At 61.8% G+C, this 16760-nt stretch carries 15 protein-coding genes; 7 read left to right on the top strand and 8 right to left on the bottom strand.

All coding sequences use genetic code 11. The features are described 5' to 3' along the window. Positions 1-58 precede the first annotated feature (58 nt). Together OU997_RS13070 and OU997_RS13065 are read left to right on the top strand one after the other, a co-directional pair. Entirely contained in the window at positions 59-2428 is a 2370-nt protein-coding gene (locus OU997_RS13070) for a DNA polymerase II (protein ID WP_267806940.1), read from the top strand. A 48-nt stretch (positions 2429-2476) separates the two neighbouring features. After that, entirely contained in the window at positions 2477-3637 is a 1161-nt protein-coding gene (locus OU997_RS13065) for an AAA family ATPase (RefSeq protein WP_108485845.1), read from the top strand. A 278-nt stretch (positions 3638-3915) separates the two neighbouring features. Here the strand turns inward: OU997_RS13065 and OU997_RS13060 are convergent, their stop codons facing one another. The 7 genes from OU997_RS13060 to OU997_RS13030 form a co-directional block, all read right to left on the bottom strand. Beyond that, the gene (locus tag OU997_RS13060; protein ID WP_108485844.1) at positions 3916-4815 is read right to left on the bottom strand and encodes a DMT family transporter; all 900 of its coding nucleotides are present in this window, start codon (positions 4813-4815) and stop codon (positions 3916-3918) included. 222 nt (positions 4816-5037) lie between these two features. Further along, a complete protein-coding gene (arsJ, locus tag OU997_RS13055) occupies positions 5038-6264 on the bottom strand; it encodes an organoarsenical effux MFS transporter ArsJ (RefSeq protein WP_267806938.1) in 1227 nt (408 codons plus the stop codon). Between the two features lie 104 nt (positions 6265-6368). Further along, positions 6369-7373, bottom strand: a complete 1005-nt coding sequence (locus OU997_RS13050) for an ArsJ-associated glyceraldehyde-3-phosphate dehydrogenase (protein ID WP_267806936.1) — start codon at positions 7371-7373, stop codon at positions 6369-6371. A gap of 24 nt (positions 7374-7397) precedes the next feature. Next, positions 7398-7730: a YnfA family protein gene (locus OU997_RS13045; protein ID WP_267806934.1), complete on the bottom strand. Its 333-nt coding sequence runs from the start codon at positions 7728-7730 to the stop codon at positions 7398-7400. A gap of 1 nt (position 7731) precedes the next feature. Then, positions 7732-8226 (bottom strand): tyrosine-protein phosphatase, encoded by a 495-nt coding sequence (locus OU997_RS13040; protein ID WP_108485841.1) that lies wholly within the window; start codon positions 8224-8226, stop codon positions 7732-7734. Between the two features lie 18 nt (positions 8227-8244). After that, a complete protein-coding gene (gene arsH / locus OU997_RS13035) occupies positions 8245-8955 on the bottom strand; it encodes an arsenical resistance protein ArsH (RefSeq protein WP_108485840.1) in 711 nt (236 codons plus the stop codon). Between the two features lie 24 nt (positions 8956-8979). Continuing rightward, complete coding sequence (locus OU997_RS13030; RefSeq protein ID WP_267806931.1) at positions 8980-9753, bottom strand: metalloregulator ArsR/SmtB family transcription factor; 774 nt, start codon at positions 9751-9753, stop codon at positions 8980-8982. A gap of 150 nt (positions 9754-9903) precedes the next feature. Between OU997_RS13030 and arsB the strand changes: the two genes are divergently transcribed. From arsB to OU997_RS13010, 4 genes are all read left to right on the top strand, one after another. Continuing rightward, on the top strand, positions 9904-10974 hold the full coding sequence (gene arsB / locus OU997_RS13025) for an ACR3 family arsenite efflux transporter (protein WP_108485838.1): 1071 nt from the start codon (positions 9904-9906) through the stop codon (positions 10972-10974). A gap of 193 nt (positions 10975-11167) precedes the next feature. Then, a complete protein-coding gene (locus OU997_RS13020; protein WP_267806929.1) occupies positions 11168-11926 on the top strand; it encodes a substrate-binding periplasmic protein in 759 nt (252 codons plus the stop codon). Positions 11927-12012: 86 nt separating this feature from the next. Further along, positions 12013-12921: a helix-turn-helix domain-containing protein gene (locus OU997_RS13015; RefSeq protein ID WP_108485836.1), complete on the top strand. Its 909-nt coding sequence runs from the start codon at positions 12013-12015 to the stop codon at positions 12919-12921. A gap of 102 nt (positions 12922-13023) precedes the next feature. Further along, positions 13024-15660 carry a DEAD/DEAH box helicase gene (locus tag OU997_RS13010; RefSeq protein WP_108485835.1) on the top strand — a complete coding sequence of 879 codons (2637 nt, stop codon included), beginning with the start codon at positions 13024-13026 and terminating at the stop codon, positions 15658-15660. Positions 15661-15667: 7 nt separating this feature from the next. On the opposite strand, the gene OU997_RS13005 is transcribed toward OU997_RS13010, so the two are convergent. Beyond that, on the bottom strand, positions 15668-16174 hold the full coding sequence (locus OU997_RS13005) for a phosphate-starvation-inducible protein PsiE (RefSeq protein ID WP_177479929.1): 507 nt from the start codon (positions 16172-16174) through the stop codon (positions 15668-15670). A gap of 289 nt (positions 16175-16463) precedes the next feature. Between OU997_RS13005 and OU997_RS13000 the strand changes: the two genes are divergently transcribed. Further along, complete coding sequence (locus tag OU997_RS13000) at positions 16464-16724, top strand: YebG family protein (protein WP_108485834.1); 261 nt, start codon at positions 16464-16466, stop codon at positions 16722-16724. Positions 16725-16760 lie beyond the last annotated feature (36 nt).

Below are 16760 nucleotides of genomic sequence, written 5' to 3'. Positions count from 1 at the left end.
GCATACAGATAAAAGCCTGCGTAGAATTGCCTCTCAACACAGACCCGAGAGCAACGCGGTGGACTTACAACAGGGCTTTCTGCTGACCCGACACTGGCGTGATACGCCGGCCGGCACGCAGGTGGAGTTCTGGTTGGCCACCGACAACGGTCCGCGCCTGCTGCGTCTGCCGCTGCAAACCTCGGTGGCCTTTATCCCGGATGCGCAACGCGAGCAGGCGCAAGCGCTGCTGGCCAACGAGCGCGGCGTCGAGCTACGCCCGCTGGGCCTCAAGGACTTTCACCTGCGCCCGGTGCTCGGCCTGTATTGCCAACAGCACCGTACCTTGATGGACCTCGACAAACAGCTGCGCCGCGCTGGCCTGGACGTGTACGAAGCCGATGTGCGACCGCCCGAGCGCTACCTGATGGAGCGTTTTATCACCGCCCCCGTGCAGTTCACCGGCACGCCCGATGCGACCAATCCCGCTCTGCTGCTCGAGGCGCAGATCAAGCCCTGCGAGGGTTACCGCCCGACGCTCAAGCTGGCCTCGCTGGACATCGAAACCAATGCCTTTGGTGAGCTGTACTCCATCGCCATTGAAGGCTGCGGCCAGCGCAACGTGTACATGCTCGGCCGCACGCCCGAGCAACCGCCGCGGGTGGATTTCCAGCTGCACTACTGCGCCAGCCGTGGCGAGCTGCTCGAATGCCTGAACCAGTGGATGGCCGCGCACGACCCGGACGCGATCATCGGCTGGAACCTGGTGCAATTCGACCTGCGTGTGCTGCATGAACATGCGCGCAATCTGGCCATCCCCCTGCGCTTGGGCCGCGATGGCAGCGAGATGCAATGGCGCGAGCATGGCAGCGGCAACGGCCACTTCTTTGCCGACGCTGCCGGTCGCTTGATCATCGACGGCATCGAGGCGCTGCGTTCGGCGACTTGGAGCTTTCCCTCGTTCAGCCTAGAAAACGTCGCGCAAACCCTGCTCGGCGAAGGCAAAGATATCTCCACGCCCTACCAGCGCATGGACGAAATCGACCGCATGTTCCGCGAGGACAAACCCGCTCTGGCACGCTACAACCTACGCGACTGCGAACTGGTCACACGCATCTTCGGCAAGACCGCGATCCTCGACTTCCTGCTGGAGCGCGCCACGGTCACCGGCCTTCCCGCCGACCGCAGCGGCGGCTCGGTGGCGGCCTTCGAACACCTGTACATGCCGCTGATGCACCGCCGTGGTTTTGTTGCACCGAACCTGGGGGACAACCCGCCGCAAGCCAGCCCCGGCGGCTTTGTCATGGAGTCGCAGCCCGGGCTGTATGAGTCGGTGTTGGTGCTCGATTACAAGAGCCTGTACCCGTCGATTATCCGCAGCTTTCTGATTGACCCGGTGGGGCTGATCGAAGGCCTGCGCCAGCCGGACAACGCCCATTCGGTGCCGGGTTTTCGCGGCGCGCGCTTCTCGCGCAGCGAGCATTGCCTGCCGGTGATTGTCGAGCGCATATGGCAGGGCCGTGAGGCGGCCAAACGCGAGCGCAACGCACCGCTGTCGCAGGCGCTGAAGATCATCATGAACGCCTTCTACGGCGTGCTCGGCTCCAGCGGCTGCCGCTTTTTCGATACGCGCCTGGCCTCCTCCATCACCCTGCGCGGCCACGAGATCATGGCCCGCACCCGCGCGCTGATCGAGGCCGAGGGTTATGCGGTGATCTATGGCGACACCGACTCCACCTTCGTCTGGCTCAAGCGCCCGCACGCTGAAGAAGACGCCGCACAGATCGGCCGTGCGCTGGTGGCTAAGGTCAACGCCTGGTGGCGCGATCACTTGCATGATGAGTACGGCCTGGAAAGCGCCTTGGAACTGCAGTTTGAAACCCATTACCGGCGCTTTCTGATGCCGACCATTCGCGGCACCGAGGAAGGCAGCAAGAAGCGCTACGCCGGGCTGATCGGCCAGCCTGACGGTGGCCACAAGATGGTCTACAAAGGCCTGGAAACCGTGCGCAGCGACTGGTCGCCGCTGGCCCAGCAGTTTCAGCGCGAGCTGTATGAGCGCATCTTTCTCGGCCAACCCTATCAGGATTATGTGCGTGACTACGTCGAGCGCACCCTAAGCGGCAAGCTGGATGAGCAACTGGTCTACCGCAAACGCCTGCGCCGCCTGCTCACCGATTACGAACGCAACGTACCGCCCCATGTGCGCGCCGCGCGCCTGGCCGACGAGTACAACGCCGCGCACGGCCGCCCGCTGCAATACCAACGCGGCGGCTGGATCAGCTACGTGATCACCACCGCCGGCCCGCAACCGCTGGAAGCGCGCAACGCCACCATCGACTACGACCATTACCTGACCCGCCAACTGCAACCGGTGGCCGACGCCATCCTGCCGTTTGTCGAGGATGATTTTGCAACCTTGATCGGCGGACAACTAGGCTTGTTCTAGGCAAGCCGCGCCGCTAAAAACCCTTCATTAGCTGTCAGGACGACACCCATGCTGCACACCCTTGCCGTCGCTAACTACCGCTCAATCAACGCCCTGGTGCTGCCATTAGGCCGGCTCAATCTGGTGACCGGGGCCAATGGCAGCGGCAAATCCAACCTCTATCGCGCCCTGCGCCTGCTGGCGGAAACCGCCCAGGGCGGCGTGGTCAATGCACTGGCCCGTGAAGGCGGGCTGGACTCCACCTTCTGGGCCGGGCCGGAAACCATTAGCCGACGCATGCTCAGCGGCGAGGTGCCGGTGCAGGGCGGCCCGCGCAAGGAGGTCCGACGGTTGCGCCTGGGCTTTGCCGGCGATGATTTCAGCTATGCCATTTCCCTCGGGCTGCCAGAGCCAAGCCTGTCCGCCTTCGCGTTGGATCCCGAGATCAAACGTGAATGCATCTGGGCGGGGGCAAGCTATCGCCCTGCCTCATTGCTGGTGGATCGCGCCGGGCCGATGGTGCGTATACGCGAAGGGCGCAACTGGCAGGTGATGGCCCAGCACCTGCCGAGCTTCGACAGCCTGTTCGATCAGATCGGCAATGATCCCGCCTGCCCGGAAGTGTTCAGGCTGCGCGAACATATCCGCCGCTGGCGCTTCTATGATCACTTTCGCAGCGATGCCGAAGCACCCGCGCGCCTGCCGCAACTGGGCACTCGCACACCAGTGCTGCATCACGACGGCCGTGACCTGGCGGCAGCATTGCAGACCATTCGTGAAATCGGCGATCCCGCTGCGCTGGATGCAGCCATCAGTGACGCCTTCCCTGGCACACGTCTGTGTATCGATATGCAGGCCAGCGGACGCTTCGCCGTAGCACTGCAACAGGAAGGCTTATTGCGACCGTTGTCGGCCAGCGAACTGTCGGATGGCACCCTGCGCTATCTGCTGCTGGTCGCCGCCCTGCTCACGCCACGGCCGCCATCGCTAATGGTACTGAACGAACCGGAAACCAGCCTGCACCCCGACTTGCTGCCCGCCCTCGGCCGGCTGATTATCGCCGCCTCGCAGCACACTCAAGTCTGGGTGGTGTCCCACGCCAGCCGCCTGATTGCCACCCTGGAGCAACACCCCGAGTGCAACGCCATCGTGCTGGAAAAGCAGCTGGGGCAAACCGTTATCCGGGGCCAGGGCATGCTCGATGAACCGGCCTGGAAGTGGCCGAGTTAACCCTTGGCTGCCAGGGCCGTTCGTAGGGTGGATGACGTTTCACCCATCCACCCACTGCGATCCCAAGGTGGATGATAAAAGCGTCATCCACCCTACATGCTTTACCCGGCGGGCGATGCCATCCTGCCGTTTTCTAAACATGATTTCGCCACCTTGATCGGCGGGCAGTGGGGGTTATTTTGAACGCTTTGTGGGAAGGGCTTTAGCCGCGACAGCTTTATCGCCTGAGTCGCGGCTAAAGCTCCTCCCACATCAATCCCCAGCCTCTCGAACGCACCCTATGCCTCGCGTGTCACCAACAGAGGCGCAGCCTTGGGTTTACGAAACACCAGCACGTTACCCAACATCACCAGCAGCAAACCGAACAGCGCCGGTGCCGTCCATTGGTAGCCCTCGGCAAACACCGAGATATTCAGCGCCACCACCGGGAACAGTACGGTGCAGTAGGCCGCGCGTTCCGGGCCCATACGCCCGACCAGGGTCAGGTAGGCGGTAAAGCCGATCACCGAACCGGGAATCGCCAGGTACAGCAGGGTGCCGACATAGCGAGTGTTCCACTCGAAGCCGAACGGCGTGCCCGTGACCAGGCAGATAGCCACCAACATCAGCGCGCCATACAGCATGCCCCAGGCATTGGTGGTCAGTGGCTTAAGACCAGCCTTCTGCTGCAGGCTGGAGAGCATATTACCGGCAGAGAAAAACAGCGTACCGAGCAGTGCCAGGCCGATGCCGAGTAGGGTTTCATGGCTGGCTTCCTGCCCGGCCAGTTCCGGCCAGAACAACAACGCCAACCCGCCGAGGCCCAGTGCGCCACCGGCCAGCACATTGGCGGCGATCTGCTGTTTGAAGAACAGCCGCGCGTTGATCGCATTCCACAGCGTGGCGGTGGAGAAAATCACCGCCACCAGGCCGCTGGGGATCCACTGACTGGCGGTGTAGAAGCACATAAAGTTCAGGCAGAACAGACACAAGCCCTGCACCAGGCAAATCAGTTGGCCGCGCCTGTCGAGCGTCTGCAAACGGCCGCTGAGCAGCAGGATGACGAACAGCACCAGCGAGGCCAGGGCAAAGCGATAGGCGATGGAGGCGGCAATTGCCACCTCGCCCAATTGCAGTTTGAGGGCGATCCAGGTGGTGCCCCAGATCAGTACGGTGAGCAGATAAAGCGACAGATTCATCAACAGACTCCCTTGGAATATTCAGGAGTCTGCGCCTGATCGACCCGACTGTTCTTGCACAAACTTGCGCTTATTGTTGCCCTCATGAAGCCGCTACGCGACGTGGAAAATATCGATACTCACTGAGTGCTATGGCCGGGGTAGGTTGGCGTTGAGCGCAGCGAAGCCCGACAGAGATTGCCACGCGCCGTTGGGCTTCTGCGCTGCGCGACTCAACCCAACCTACCTGCCGGCAATCCCTTGATTGCCTGGCAAACCGATGGAAATCAGCGCCGCCAGCAGCACAAACGCCGAAGAAATCCACAGACAGGCCTCAAGGCCATAAGCCTGATAGACCCAGCCCGAGAGCAGCGTGCCGAGCAGCCGGCCGGCGGCGTTGGACATGTAATAGAAGCCGACATCCAGCGACACGCCGTCTGCCTTGGCGTAGCTGACAATCAGGTAGCTGTGCAGCGAGGAGTTCACCGCAAACACGGCACCGAACACCAGCAAGCCGCCGATCAGCACCCATTGCACGGGCCAAGCACTGCCCATACCCAGGGCAATCAGTGCCGGCACACCAGCCAGCACGGCGGCCCAGGCAAACGCCGCGCGGCCATCCGGCAACTGGCCGCTGGCCTTGCCGGTAATGGATGGGGCAAACGCCTGCACCATGCCGTAGCCAATCACCCAGGTCGCCAGAAAACCGCCGACCATCCAGAAATCCCAGCCCAAGACACTGGACAGGTACACCGGCAGCGCCACGACAAACCACACATCGCGCGCACCGAACAGAAACAGTCGCGCCGCCGAAAGCAGGTTGATCGCCCGGCTTTTGGACAGCATGTCGCGGAACTTTGGTTTGGCCTTGGCCTTACCCAACTCTTTTTTCAGCAGCACCACGCTGGCCAGCCAGATCAGCGCCAGCACAGCGGCCATGGCCAATACCGCGCCAGTGAAACCGAGCAGCGCCAGCAGCGCACCGCCCATAAAGAAGCCCACGCCCTTGAGCGCATTCTTCGAGCCGGTCAGGATCGCCACCCACTTGTACAAGGTGCCCTGCTGGCTGTCCGGCACCAGCAGCTTGATCGAGCTTTTCGCGCTCATCTTGTTCAGGTCTTTGGCGATACCGGACAACGCCTGCGCGCCCATCACCCAGGGAATCGTCAGCCAGGCCGCCGGCACGGTGAGCATCAGCAAGGCCGCTACCTGCAGGCCCAGGCCGATATTCATGGTGCGATTCAAGCCCAACCGCGCGCCCAGGTAGCCGCCGACCAGATTGGTGACCACACCGAAAATCTCGTAGAACAAAAACAGCGCCGCAATCTGCAGCGGCGTGTAACCGAGGCTGTGGAAATGCAGCACCACCAACATGCGCAGCGCGCCGTCGGTAAGGGTAAAGGCCCAGTAGTTACCGGTTACCAATAGGTATTGGCGCACGTCGGGGGCCAGGCGGGATAGAGCGTGCATAACGAATCCTATGTAGACCTTGGGAATGGCTGGGCGGCATTCCGTTTTAGCCGCGACAGGCCTCAACTGCTGGCGCGACTAAAGCCCCTCCCAAAAGAGCCTGGCTAATCTGCCAAACCGACCATCCGCGCCAGCTCCACCGCGCGGTTGGCGTAGCCCCATTCGTTGTCGTACCAGGCGTAGAGCTTCACCTGGGTGCCGTTGATCACCAGGGTCGACAGCGCATCAATGATCGACGAGCGCGGGTCGGTGCGGTAGTCGATGGACACCAGTGGCCGTTCCTCATAACCCAGAATCCCGGCCAGCGGCCCAGCAGCGGCGGCTTTGAGTAGCGCGTTGACTTCCTCCACCGTGGTGGCGCGCTCCACTTCAAACACGCAGTCAGTCAGCGAAGCGTTGGCCAGTGGTACGCGCACGGCGTGGCCGTTCAGCTTGCCGCGCAGTTCGGGGAATATCTCGGCAATCGCCGTCGCCGAGCCGGTGCTGGTGGGGATCAGGCTCATACCCGAAGCCCGCGCGCGACGCAGGTCTTTATGCGGCTGGTCGAGGATGCTCTGGGTGTTGGTCAGGTCGTGAATGGTGGTGATCGAGCCATGGCGGATGCCGAGGCTTTCGTGGATCACCTTGACCACCGGGGCCAGGCAGTTGGTGGTGCAGGACGCCGCCGTAACGATGCGGTGCTGCGCCGGGTCGAACAGCTGCTGGTTGACGCCCATGACGATATTCAGCGCGCCCGGCTCTTTGACCGGCGCGCAGACCACCACGCGCTTCACGCCTTGATCCAGATAGCCCTGCAGCACGGCGACAGTCTTCATCTTGCCGCTGGCCTCGATCACCAGGTCGCAGCCGCTCCAGTCGGTATCGCTGATGGCTTTGTTGGCCGTGACCTGAACGCGCTTGCCGTCGATCACCACCGCGTCGCCGTCGCTACCGGCCTCGTGCTGCCAGCGGCCATGCACCGAGTCAAAGTTGATCAGGTGCGCGTGGGTCGCGGCATCGCCGGCCGGGTCGTTGATCTGCACAAACTCCAGTTCCGGCCAGCCCCAGGCAGCGCGCAGCGCCAGACGACCGATACGACCAAAACCGTTGATCCCTACCTTGATAGCCATACACAAACTCCCTCTAGAACCTGATTAGGCGCTACGCGGCGCAAACATAATGATCGCCATGCCGAGCATGGCCACAGCGGCGCCCAGCAGGTCCCAATGGGTCGGGCGAATACCGTCCACCAGCCATAGCCAGATAATCGCCATCGCCACATACACCCCGCCATAAGCGGCATACACCCGCCCGGCGGCAGTTGGATGCAGAGTCAGCAGCCAGGCAAACAGCGCCAGCGAGGCAGCAGCCGGCAACAGCAACCAGATGCTCTTACACTGCTTGAGCCACAGGTACGGCAGGTAGCAGCCGATGATCTCGGCCAGGGCCGTGAGGGCGAACAGCCCGATGGTGTTTAGCATGCTCATCTCAGTTGCCGAACTGGGCGATCCAGCCCGCATGGGCCGGATGCTGAATGGCTTTCGGCCGCAGTGCCTGCACCAGGCTGATGGCCTCGCTGCGCTCAATACCCAATTCGATCAGGATGCGCGCGGCAATCAATCCGGTACGCCCGGAGCCGCCTTTGCAGTGAATGGCGATGGCCTTGTCGGCGGCCAGCAGCTCAGCAATCTGCACCATGGCCGCCGGCCAGGCGGCGTCGAAATCCGCCTGCGGCACCTGCTCATCGGCAACCGGCAGATGCAGCCAGAGCAAACCTTGCGCGGCGCACAGCGCGGGCAAATCGCTGGCGGCGTTTTGCGCCAGTTCGGCGTAGGGCATCAGGGTCAGCACCGCATCGGCACCCGCCTGTTTCAGGGTGCTCAGGGCGCTGTCGATGCTGCTGTCCTTGGTGCCTGGGCAAGGCGTAAAGATCAACCGGCCGGGACGATTAGCAATGCTGAGAATATCGAAGGGATGGGACATGCTGATTGATCCTGAAAATTAAATGGAAGCCTGATTGACCCGTTTGGACAGCTGCTCGGCCGACTCCTTACGCTCTGAGTAGCGGTCCACCAGGTAGTCCGTTTGGCCGCGCAGCAGCAGGGTGAACTTGACCAGCTCCTCCATCACGTCGACCACGCGGTCGTAATAGGCCGAAGGCTTCATCCGCCCGGCGTCGTCAAATTCGAGGAAGGCTTTAGCCACCGAAGACTGGTTGGGAATGGTGAACATACGCATCCAACGCCCCAACACGCGCATCTGGTTCAGCGCATTGAAGGATTGCGAACCGCCGCTGACCTGCATCAGCGCCAGGGTCTTACCCTGGGTCGGGCGCACCGCGCCCATGCTCAGGGGAATCCAGTCGATCTGCGATTTGAACACCCCGGTCATCGCGCCATGGCGCTCCGGCGAGCACCAGACCATGCCCTCGCTCCACAGCACCAGCTCGCGCAGTTCCTGCACCTTGGGGTGATCCTCGGGAACGTCGTCCGGCAGCGGCAGACCGCTGGGATTGAATATCCGCGTTTCGGCACCGAACTGCTGCAGCAGGCGCGCGGCTTCCTCGGTCAGCAGACGGCTGTAGGAACGGGCCCGGTTGGAACCGTACAACAGCAGAATGCGCGGCTTGTGCAACGGGGCCGGCTTGGCCAGTTGCTCCTGGCTGGGCGGATTGAGCAGTTCAGGGTTGATATTCGGCAACTCAAAGCTCATGGCCTTTCTCCAGAAAACGGTGGCTCAGCCGCACAGTGAGGCGCGATCAGGACGGTCACGCATGCTGTGCAGACGCAAACGATCTTCGGCCAGTTGTGGGTCGTCAGCCTGGAGCACCTGCGCCAGAATCTTGCCAACCCAGGCAGGCAGTTGCGGGTGCAGGCGGTAATAGACCCACTGCCCGGCGCGGCGGTCCTGCAACAGGCCGCTGCTGCGCAGCTGGGCTAAATGGCGGGAGATCTTCGGCTGGCTTTCCTCAAGAGCGGCGGTCAGCTCACAGACGCACAGCTCGCCCTCCTGGGCGATCAGCTGAGTCATGCGTGCGCGGGTGTCATCGGCCAGGCACTTAAACAAGGTCACCGGGGCGAGCATCTGCGTAGGCTGGCTGACTTTGCTTTTGACCAGTACGAACATCTTGATGCGCTCGTGGATCTGCTGCAGGCAACGCATGTAGGCATTCTGCTGCTGGCTACTGGCCGGGTCCTCGAAGTCCCAGGCGATGTATTCGCCGGCCCCTGGCAAGGTGCTGCACTCGAAGGCGGACTTGTCACACAGGGTGATCACGTAATCAAACTGCTGGCCATCGAAGCTCTCCAGCGCCTTGCTGTGCAGGCCTTCCGTGCTGACGCCCAACTGCTCCAGGGCCTGACGCGCACGTGGGTCGACGTCACCAGGCAGGGTGCCTGCGCTGAAAACCTCATAGCCTTCTGGGTCGGTATGGCGTAGCAGCGCTTCGGCCATTTGCGAGCGGGCAGCGTTGGCTACGCAGAGGAACAACACACGAATCTTTGGGCTCATGGCGATGGGTGTCAGGCGAATACGGTTTGGCGAATATATTGATATCCATATATCTTGTAAACCGTATATTTAACCAACCCCAAGCAGACCCAGATCAACACTGGCCGCAGCGGGACTGGCTAGACTCGCCCCTCACCTAAGGAATCCAGCATGGCCAATGCCCTAGAATCCTCCGCTCCTCAAACCCGCTCGCCGCTCGGTCTGTTCGAGCGCTACCTGACGCTTTGGGTCTTCCTCTGCATCATCGGCGGCACCTTGCTCGGCTTGTATGCGCCCGTAGCGGCGCAGGCGGTGGGCGCACTTGACGTCGCGCAGGTGAATATCCCGGTGGGCCTGCTGATCTGGGTGATGATCATCCCGATGCTGATGAAGATCGACTTCAGCGCCATTGGTGAGGTCTACCAGCAGCGCGCCGGTTTGGGCGTAACCCTGAGCATCAACTGGTTAATCAAACCCTTCACCATGGCCTTTCTGGCCTGGCTGTTTCTGCGCCATGTATTCGCAGACTGGCTGCCGGCCGAGCAGATCGACAGCTACGTGGCCGGGCTGATTCTGCTCGGCGCCGCGCCCTGCACCGCCATGGTGTTCGTGTGGAGCAATCTGTGTAAAGGCAATGCCAACTTCACCCTGACTCAGGTGGCGATCAACGATCTGGTGATGGTGTTCGCTTTCGCCCCTATCGTTGCTTTGCTGCTCGGCGTGTCGTCGATCCCGGTGCCATGGGACACCCTGCTGCTGTCGGTGGTGATGTACATCGTCATCCCCCTGGCGATAGCCCAATTGATCCGTGCGCGCCTGCTGCGCCGGGGTGATGCAGCGCTGCAAGCGGTGCTGGCGCGTATCGGCCCGTTCTCCATCCTCGCCCTGCTCGCCACCTTGGTGCTGCTGTTCTCCTTCCAGGGCCAGACCATAGTCGCGCAGCCGTTGATCATCGCCATGCTGGCGGTGCCGATTCTGCTGCAAACCCTGTTTATCGCCGCGCTGGGTTACTGGATGTGCCGGCAACTCAAGGTGCGTCACGACATCGCCGGGCCGGCGGCAATGATCGGCGCGTCGAACTTTTTCGAACTGGCGGTGGCAGTGGCCATCGTGTTGTACGGCTTCAACTCCGGCGCGGCGCTGGCCACGGTGGTCGGTGTGCTGATCGAGGTGCCGGTCATGCTCTGGCTGGTGCGCATGGTCAATAACAGCAAGGGCTGGTACGAGCGCGCGCAGGGCTGACTGCTCGATCCCAACGGTTAATAGCCATTCACTCGCAACCAAAAGATAACCATACAACGCGATCAATGTGGCGAGTCGACAGCCTATGCCAGGCGGGCTAGCGTCAATAGACGGGTGTCGCTGACGCAGGCGCACCCGCCACACTGCCTAAGCCACCCGGCACTGCCGGCATCTGTAACCTGAGGTACGTTGCATGTCTTCTCGCCTGGGCAACGCGTTTGCGCTGATTTTCCTCTGTTTGCTCACGCCATCGGTGCTGCATGCAGACGCGAAGTGGGAGTCGCTGGACTTCATCACCGAAGAGTTCCCCCCCTACAACTACACCGAAAGCGGCATCGCCAAAGGTATTACCGTGGATATTCTGCTGGAGGCCGCTGCCATCGCCGGCCTACCCATTGGACGTCGGGACATTCGCTCGCTGCCCTGGGCGCGTGGCTACCAAATGGCGCGCAAGGGCCCTGGCGTGCTGCTGTTCTCCATGGCCCGCACCGATGAACGCGGCCCGCAGTTCAAATGGGTCGGGCCGATCATGCCCAGCCGCATCGTGTTATTGGCGCGCAAGGATCGCCAGTTACAGATCAAGCAACCGGCGGAACTCAGCGCCTACCGTATCGGCGTGATTCGCGATGATGCCAGCCACCAACTGCTTAATAAAATGGGCATCAGCGACAACCAATTGCAGATTTCTGCAAGCGCGATTCAGCTGGCCAACCTGCTGCATAACAGCCGCATCGACCTGTGGGCCTACAATGAAACCACCGCTTACTGGTTTATCCGCAATCTGGACATGCACAGCCACGACTTCGCCCCGGTGCATGTACTCAAGGAAAGCGCCATGTATTACGCCTTCAGCCTGGATACCGACGCAGTGCAACTGACCCGCCTGCAGAACGGCCTTAACGCACTGAAAAAACAGCCGCGTTACCAGGAAATCCTCAACAGCTACAAATAGCCGCGCCTTGCATAATCTTGCGCTTTTCTGCCGGCGGGGGCTGGCACGCATACATGCCGGGCGTAGCATAGGGTGACGGAGGATTTATGTCGCAACTTGAGCACCTACAGGTTTTCCAGAGCATGCACAGCTCGCCCAACACTCGCCTGCATCGCAGCGCCGAGCTGGGCGACGGGCTGGCGGCGGCCGTGTGGAGCAACCGCCATGATGCCCGCGACTACGAAGCCCCCAGCCATCACACGCTGTCCTGCTACCTGGCCGGCGGCACCGGCACCTTTCGCCGCGAAAGCCCGCACAGCAAAGGCGCGCCAGACAAACTGTGCATACTGCCGGCCGGGCATCAGTCGGAGTGGGTGATCAACGGGGAAATCCATCTGACCCATCTGTATATCAGCCAGGAGCAATTCGCCCTGTCGGCCGTCAACCTGCTGGACCGTGAGCCACGGGAACTGGAACTGCGCGAAGGCACCTTTCTCGATGACCCGCAGCAGGCCCAGCGTTTCCGTGAGCTCATCCAGCTGGATTGGCAGGAGCCCGCCGAGCGCCTGCTCAGCAGCAGCCTGGCCCACGGCCTGGTCAATCACGCGTTGCTGTCCCAGGTCGGCCGCCGCGATGGCCTGCGGTTGAACGGCGGCCTGGCCCCCAACCAGCGCCGCCGAGTACGCGAGTTTATCCAGGCCAACCTCAGTGAGCCACTTAGCCTGGGCCAGCTGGCCAGTGTCTGCGCGCTCTCCGAATACCACTTCGCGCGGATGTTCCAGCTCAGCTTCGGCCTGCCTCCGCATCGTTATGTGCTCGCGCAGCGCCTGCGCCATGGCCAGCAACTGCTGCAGCACAGCACCCTGGCACTGGCTGAAGTGGCCCTGGCCTGCGGCTTTGCCAGCGCCAGCCACTTTAACAACCGCTTCCGCCAGGCCTTCAGCGCCACGCCGGGGCAATACCGCGCCGCCCTGCAACGCCCCCACGCCAAGCAATATCTGCTTACCAACAGCTGAAAACTGCCTGCTAATCCCACGCTGGCTGTGTAAGAATCATCGGCTGCCTTCGAGAAAGCTGCCCATGCCACGATTCCTTCACTTGCCCGCCCGGTGCCCCTGATGGCCCTCGATATCCTGCATCTACGCCAGGAAGACTGGCGTGCAGAATTCGGCGTGGGCGATCTGCAGCGCGGTCAGGGTTATGCCGCCCAGGGGCGCAGCCGTTTGCTCAGCCTCAAGGACAGCACCCTGCTGGCCAGCTGCCGTGGCTCCGGTGCGCAAACCTACCAACAGCGCATCACCCTGCATCACTACGGCCAGGGCTGGGGCGTGACAGGCCATTGCAGCTGCCCAGTGGGCTTCAACTGTAAACACGTCGCCAGCGCCCTGCTCACCCTGCAACTGCAGCAGGAACAGGGCGTCGATCTGTCGCCGCTGATCGTCAGCAGCCCGCAGGCCCGCGAGGAGTACCTGGAGAATTTACAACCGGCGCCGGTGCTGAGCCTCGGCAGCCTGGTGCGCGTGCACTTTGACGCACGCAAGGGCCGTATGCAGGAGCAGACCCAGCATCGTGCTGCATTGGCCTTCGACTACCAGGGCCACCTGGCATCTGGCAAACAGGGTAAAGACCTGCTGATCAAACAGAGTGCCCAGCACAGCCTGCGCATCGTGCGCGATATCAGCACTGAAACCCAGCTGCGCAAACGCCTGGAACAAACTGGCCTGCAAGTGGCCCTGCGGCAGAGCGAAGCGCTACCGGAAAGCGCCGGAGAAGCCTACGAGCACCCCAATGAGGCGGCCTGGCTGCTGTTTGTCCGCGAGCAATTGCCGCGGCTGCGTGAGGAAGGCTGGCAGATCCGCATGCAGCCAGATTTCCAGTTCAACCTGGCGCAGGTCGATGACTGGTATGCCGAGGTCGAAGAAGACCCCGAACAAACCTGGTTCGACCTAGAACTGGGCATCGAGGTCGAAGGCCAGCGCATCAGCCTGCTGCCGATTTTGCTGCAGGCCATCCGCCAGAAGCCTTGGCTGCTCAATGGCGAAGCCCTGAACAAGCGCGATGATGACGAGGTGGTACTGGTCAGCCTGCCGCATCACCACAAACGCGCAGCATTACCGCTGGCACGACTGAAGCCGCTGCTGGCGACCCTCGGCGAGCTGTTTGTGCGCGAGCCGGGCGAGTCCAGCCAGCGGCTGCGCCTGTCACGGCTGGATGCTGCCCGCCTGAATCCCCTGCAAGAAGGCCCGGCCATCAGCTGGCAAGGCGGCGGCCAGCTGCGTGACTTCGCCGAACGCCTGCAGCGGCTGGACAGCGCCACCTTGCAGGCACCCGCCGGCTTAGAAGCAGAGCTACGACCCTATCAGCTGCAAGGTTTGGCCTGGATGCAGGGACTGGCCGAGCTGGAAGTCGGCGGCCTGCTGGCCGATGACATGGGCCTGGGCAAAACCCTGCAGACCCTCGGCCATATCCTCTGCGAGTACAACGCCGGACGGTTGCAGCAGCCGGCGCTGATCGTCATGCCCACCAGCCTGATCCCCAACTGGCAGGATGAAGCCGCGCGCTTCACCCCGCAGCTCAAGGTACTGGCCCTGCATGGGCCAAAACGCCGCACGCTGTTCAAGCAGATCGACGAACACCAGATCATCCTCACCACCTACGCCCTGCTACCACGCGACCTCAAAGCGCTGGCTGCCTACCGCTATCGCCTGCTGATTCTCGATGAAGCGCAGAACATCAAGAACCCACGCAGCAAGGCTGCCGTCGCTGCCGGGCAACTGCAGGCCGGGCAACGCCTGTGCCTGACCGGCACACCGCTGGAGAATCACCTGGGCGAACTATGGTCGCTGTTCAACTTCCTCATGCCCGGCTGGCTCGGCGACAGCAAGAGCTTTACCCGCGACTACCGCACACCCATCGAAAAAAATGCCAACGAGCAGCGCCTGGCGCACCTCACCGGGCGGATCAAACCCTTCGTGCTGCGGCGCACCAAGGAGCAGGTAGCCAGCGAGCTGCCGCCGAAAACCGAAATCACCCATTGGGTCGAACTCAGCGCGGCGCAGCGCGACCGCTACGAAACCTTGCGCCTGGCCATGGATCAGAAGGTTCGCGCGGAAATTGCCCGTCAGGGACTGGCGCGCAGCCAGATCGTGATTCTCGAAGCCCTTTTGCGCCTGCGCCAGGCTTGCTGCGACCTGCGTCTGCTCGATGAAAGCGGTGACAGCAGTCTGACCAGCCTGGATTCCGGCAAGCTCAGCGGTCTGCTGGAAATGCTTGAAGAGTTGTTCGCTGAAGGCCGGCGCGTGCTGCTGTTCTCGCAGTTCACCTCGATGCTGGCGCTGATCGAAGCCGAGCTGAAAACACGCAATATTCGCTACGCCAAGCTCACCGGCAGCACCCAGGACCGCCGCACCCCGGTGCAGCAGTTCCAGGCTGGTGAGCTGCCAATCTTTTTGATCAGCCTGAAAGCCGGCGGCGCAGGCCTGAACCTGACCGCCGCCGATACGGTGATCCACTTCGACCCCTGGTGGAACCCCGCCGCCGAAGCTCAGGCCAGCGACCGCGCCTACCGCATCGGCCAGGACAAGCCGGTGTTCGTCTACAAGCTGATCGCCCGTGGCAGCGTCGAAGAGAAAATCCAGCAGCTGCAACAAGCCAAGGCCAGCCTGGCCCGCGGCGTGCTGGAAGGCGGCAGCCAGACCCAGCTGCAGCTCAGCGAAGACGATCTGCAGGCGCTGTTTGCGCCGTTAAGCGACTGATCAGCAATCAATCATCGCTGTGCATGTCATCTTTCTCTGCCGCTTCATCAGCCGCATTACGTTTGCGCCTTGGCCCGTCGGCCTGCACCGCAGGAAAGCGCGAAGAGGCATAACGCACCACAAAGATTGCCACGGCGAGAAGCAGAATGGCCCCGGACACCATCACCACGCCCATGTCGGGTTTATGGTTGTGCGAAATGTCGGAAATCATCAGCCGGGTCAGCGCAGTAATCGCCACATAGATCATGAAGCGGATCGGCATGTGGTTGGTCTTGAAATAGATCCCCACCATTGCCGCCAATTCCAGGTAGATGAATAGCAACAGAATGTCATCGACCGTGATATGGCCCTTTTCCAGCATGCCAATAAAGGCCATCACTGCCGCCCAGGCGGTGATGGCACCGATGGCGAATAACGCCAGGTAGTGGAAGGCTTCCATCAACAGATTGCCCAACGACTCCGCCAGGCCATGCACCTCTTCACGCTTACGATTTGCCCAGTTGTTCTTGTTCACCACGCCGTCCCCATTAACCGTTGATCAGTTGTCTATCTCAACCTGCGCTGCAGATGCAAAGCTCAGGCCCGGAGTGATACAGATGCATGTCATTTCATCAAGGGCACACCTTGGTCAACTCTGGATGCGCAGGCAATATCGGCAGCATCACAGCCCGTGCCGCAAGCCAGGTTATAAGCCGATACAGCAATTGCTACTGGCAAAATGTCGGCGAGTTAATTATGCTCGCCACCACTGTACAAATAACCAGTTTTAGTAACCTACCAGCGTGAAGGCGTAGAGGTGATGAATGGCCGTCGAAGTGGTGTACCGCAGCAGCCGGGATTTGGAGCGTTTATTCATGGATAAAGCCGAAGCCGACCGTCATGACAAAATGCTCGAACTGGCCGAGCTACTCACCGAGGTGCTGCAGAAGGCCGTGCCATCGTTGAATGAAACCCAGGGTGAAGAGCTGGGAATTTATATGGCGAAGAACCGCGACATCTTCGCCAAGGCGTTCAAAAACCAACCCGACGCCTTGAGTGAACTGAGCGAGCCTGCAGCCGAGTAACGCCAGAAACACAGAGCCCCAGCCAATGACTGGGGC

It is taken from the genome of Pseudomonas sp. SL4(2022), assembly GCF_026625725.1.
Classification (GTDB): domain Bacteria; phylum Pseudomonadota; class Gammaproteobacteria; order Pseudomonadales; family Pseudomonadaceae; genus Aquipseudomonas.
This window is presented reverse-complemented; position numbering and strand designations above follow the sequence as displayed.

Bases quoted from the DNA above. Each gene is read 5' to 3' on its own strand.
- OU997_RS13065 (WP_108485845.1), top strand. From the start codon at position 2,477: ATGCTGCACACCCTTGCCGTCGCTAACTACCGCTCAATCAACGCCCTG.
- OU997_RS13060 (WP_108485844.1), bottom strand. From the start codon at position 4,815: ATGAATCTGTCGCTTTATCTGCTCACCGTACTGATCTGGGGCACCACC.
- arsJ (WP_267806938.1), bottom strand. From the start codon at position 6,264: ATGCACGCTCTATCCCGCCTGGCCCCCGACGTGCGCCAATACCTATTG.
- OU997_RS13050 (WP_267806936.1), bottom strand. From the start codon at position 7,373: ATGGCTATCAAGGTAGGGATCAACGGTTTTGGTCGTATCGGTCGTCTG.
- OU997_RS13045 (WP_267806934.1), bottom strand. From the start codon at position 7,730: ATGAGCATGCTAAACACCATCGGGCTGTTCGCCCTCACGGCCCTGGCC.
- OU997_RS13040 (WP_108485841.1), bottom strand. From the start codon at position 8,226: ATGTCCCATCCCTTCGATATTCTCAGCATTGCTAATCGTCCCGGCCGG.
- arsH (WP_108485840.1), bottom strand. From the start codon at position 8,955: ATGAGCTTTGAGTTGCCGAATATCAACCCTGAACTGCTCAATCCGCCC.
- OU997_RS13030 (WP_267806931.1), bottom strand. From the start codon at position 9,753: ATGAGCCCAAAGATTCGTGTGTTGTTCCTCTGCGTAGCCAACGCTGCC.
- arsB (WP_108485838.1), top strand. From the start codon at position 9,904: ATGGCCAATGCCCTAGAATCCTCCGCTCCTCAAACCCGCTCGCCGCTC.
- OU997_RS13020 (WP_267806929.1), top strand. From the start codon at position 11,168: ATGTCTTCTCGCCTGGGCAACGCGTTTGCGCTGATTTTCCTCTGTTTG.
- OU997_RS13015 (WP_108485836.1), top strand. From the start codon at position 12,013: ATGTCGCAACTTGAGCACCTACAGGTTTTCCAGAGCATGCACAGCTCG.
- OU997_RS13010 (WP_108485835.1), top strand. From the start codon at position 13,024: ATGGCCCTCGATATCCTGCATCTACGCCAGGAAGACTGGCGTGCAGAA.
- OU997_RS13000 (WP_108485834.1), top strand. From the start codon at position 16,464: ATGGCCGTCGAAGTGGTGTACCGCAGCAGCCGGGATTTGGAGCGTTTA.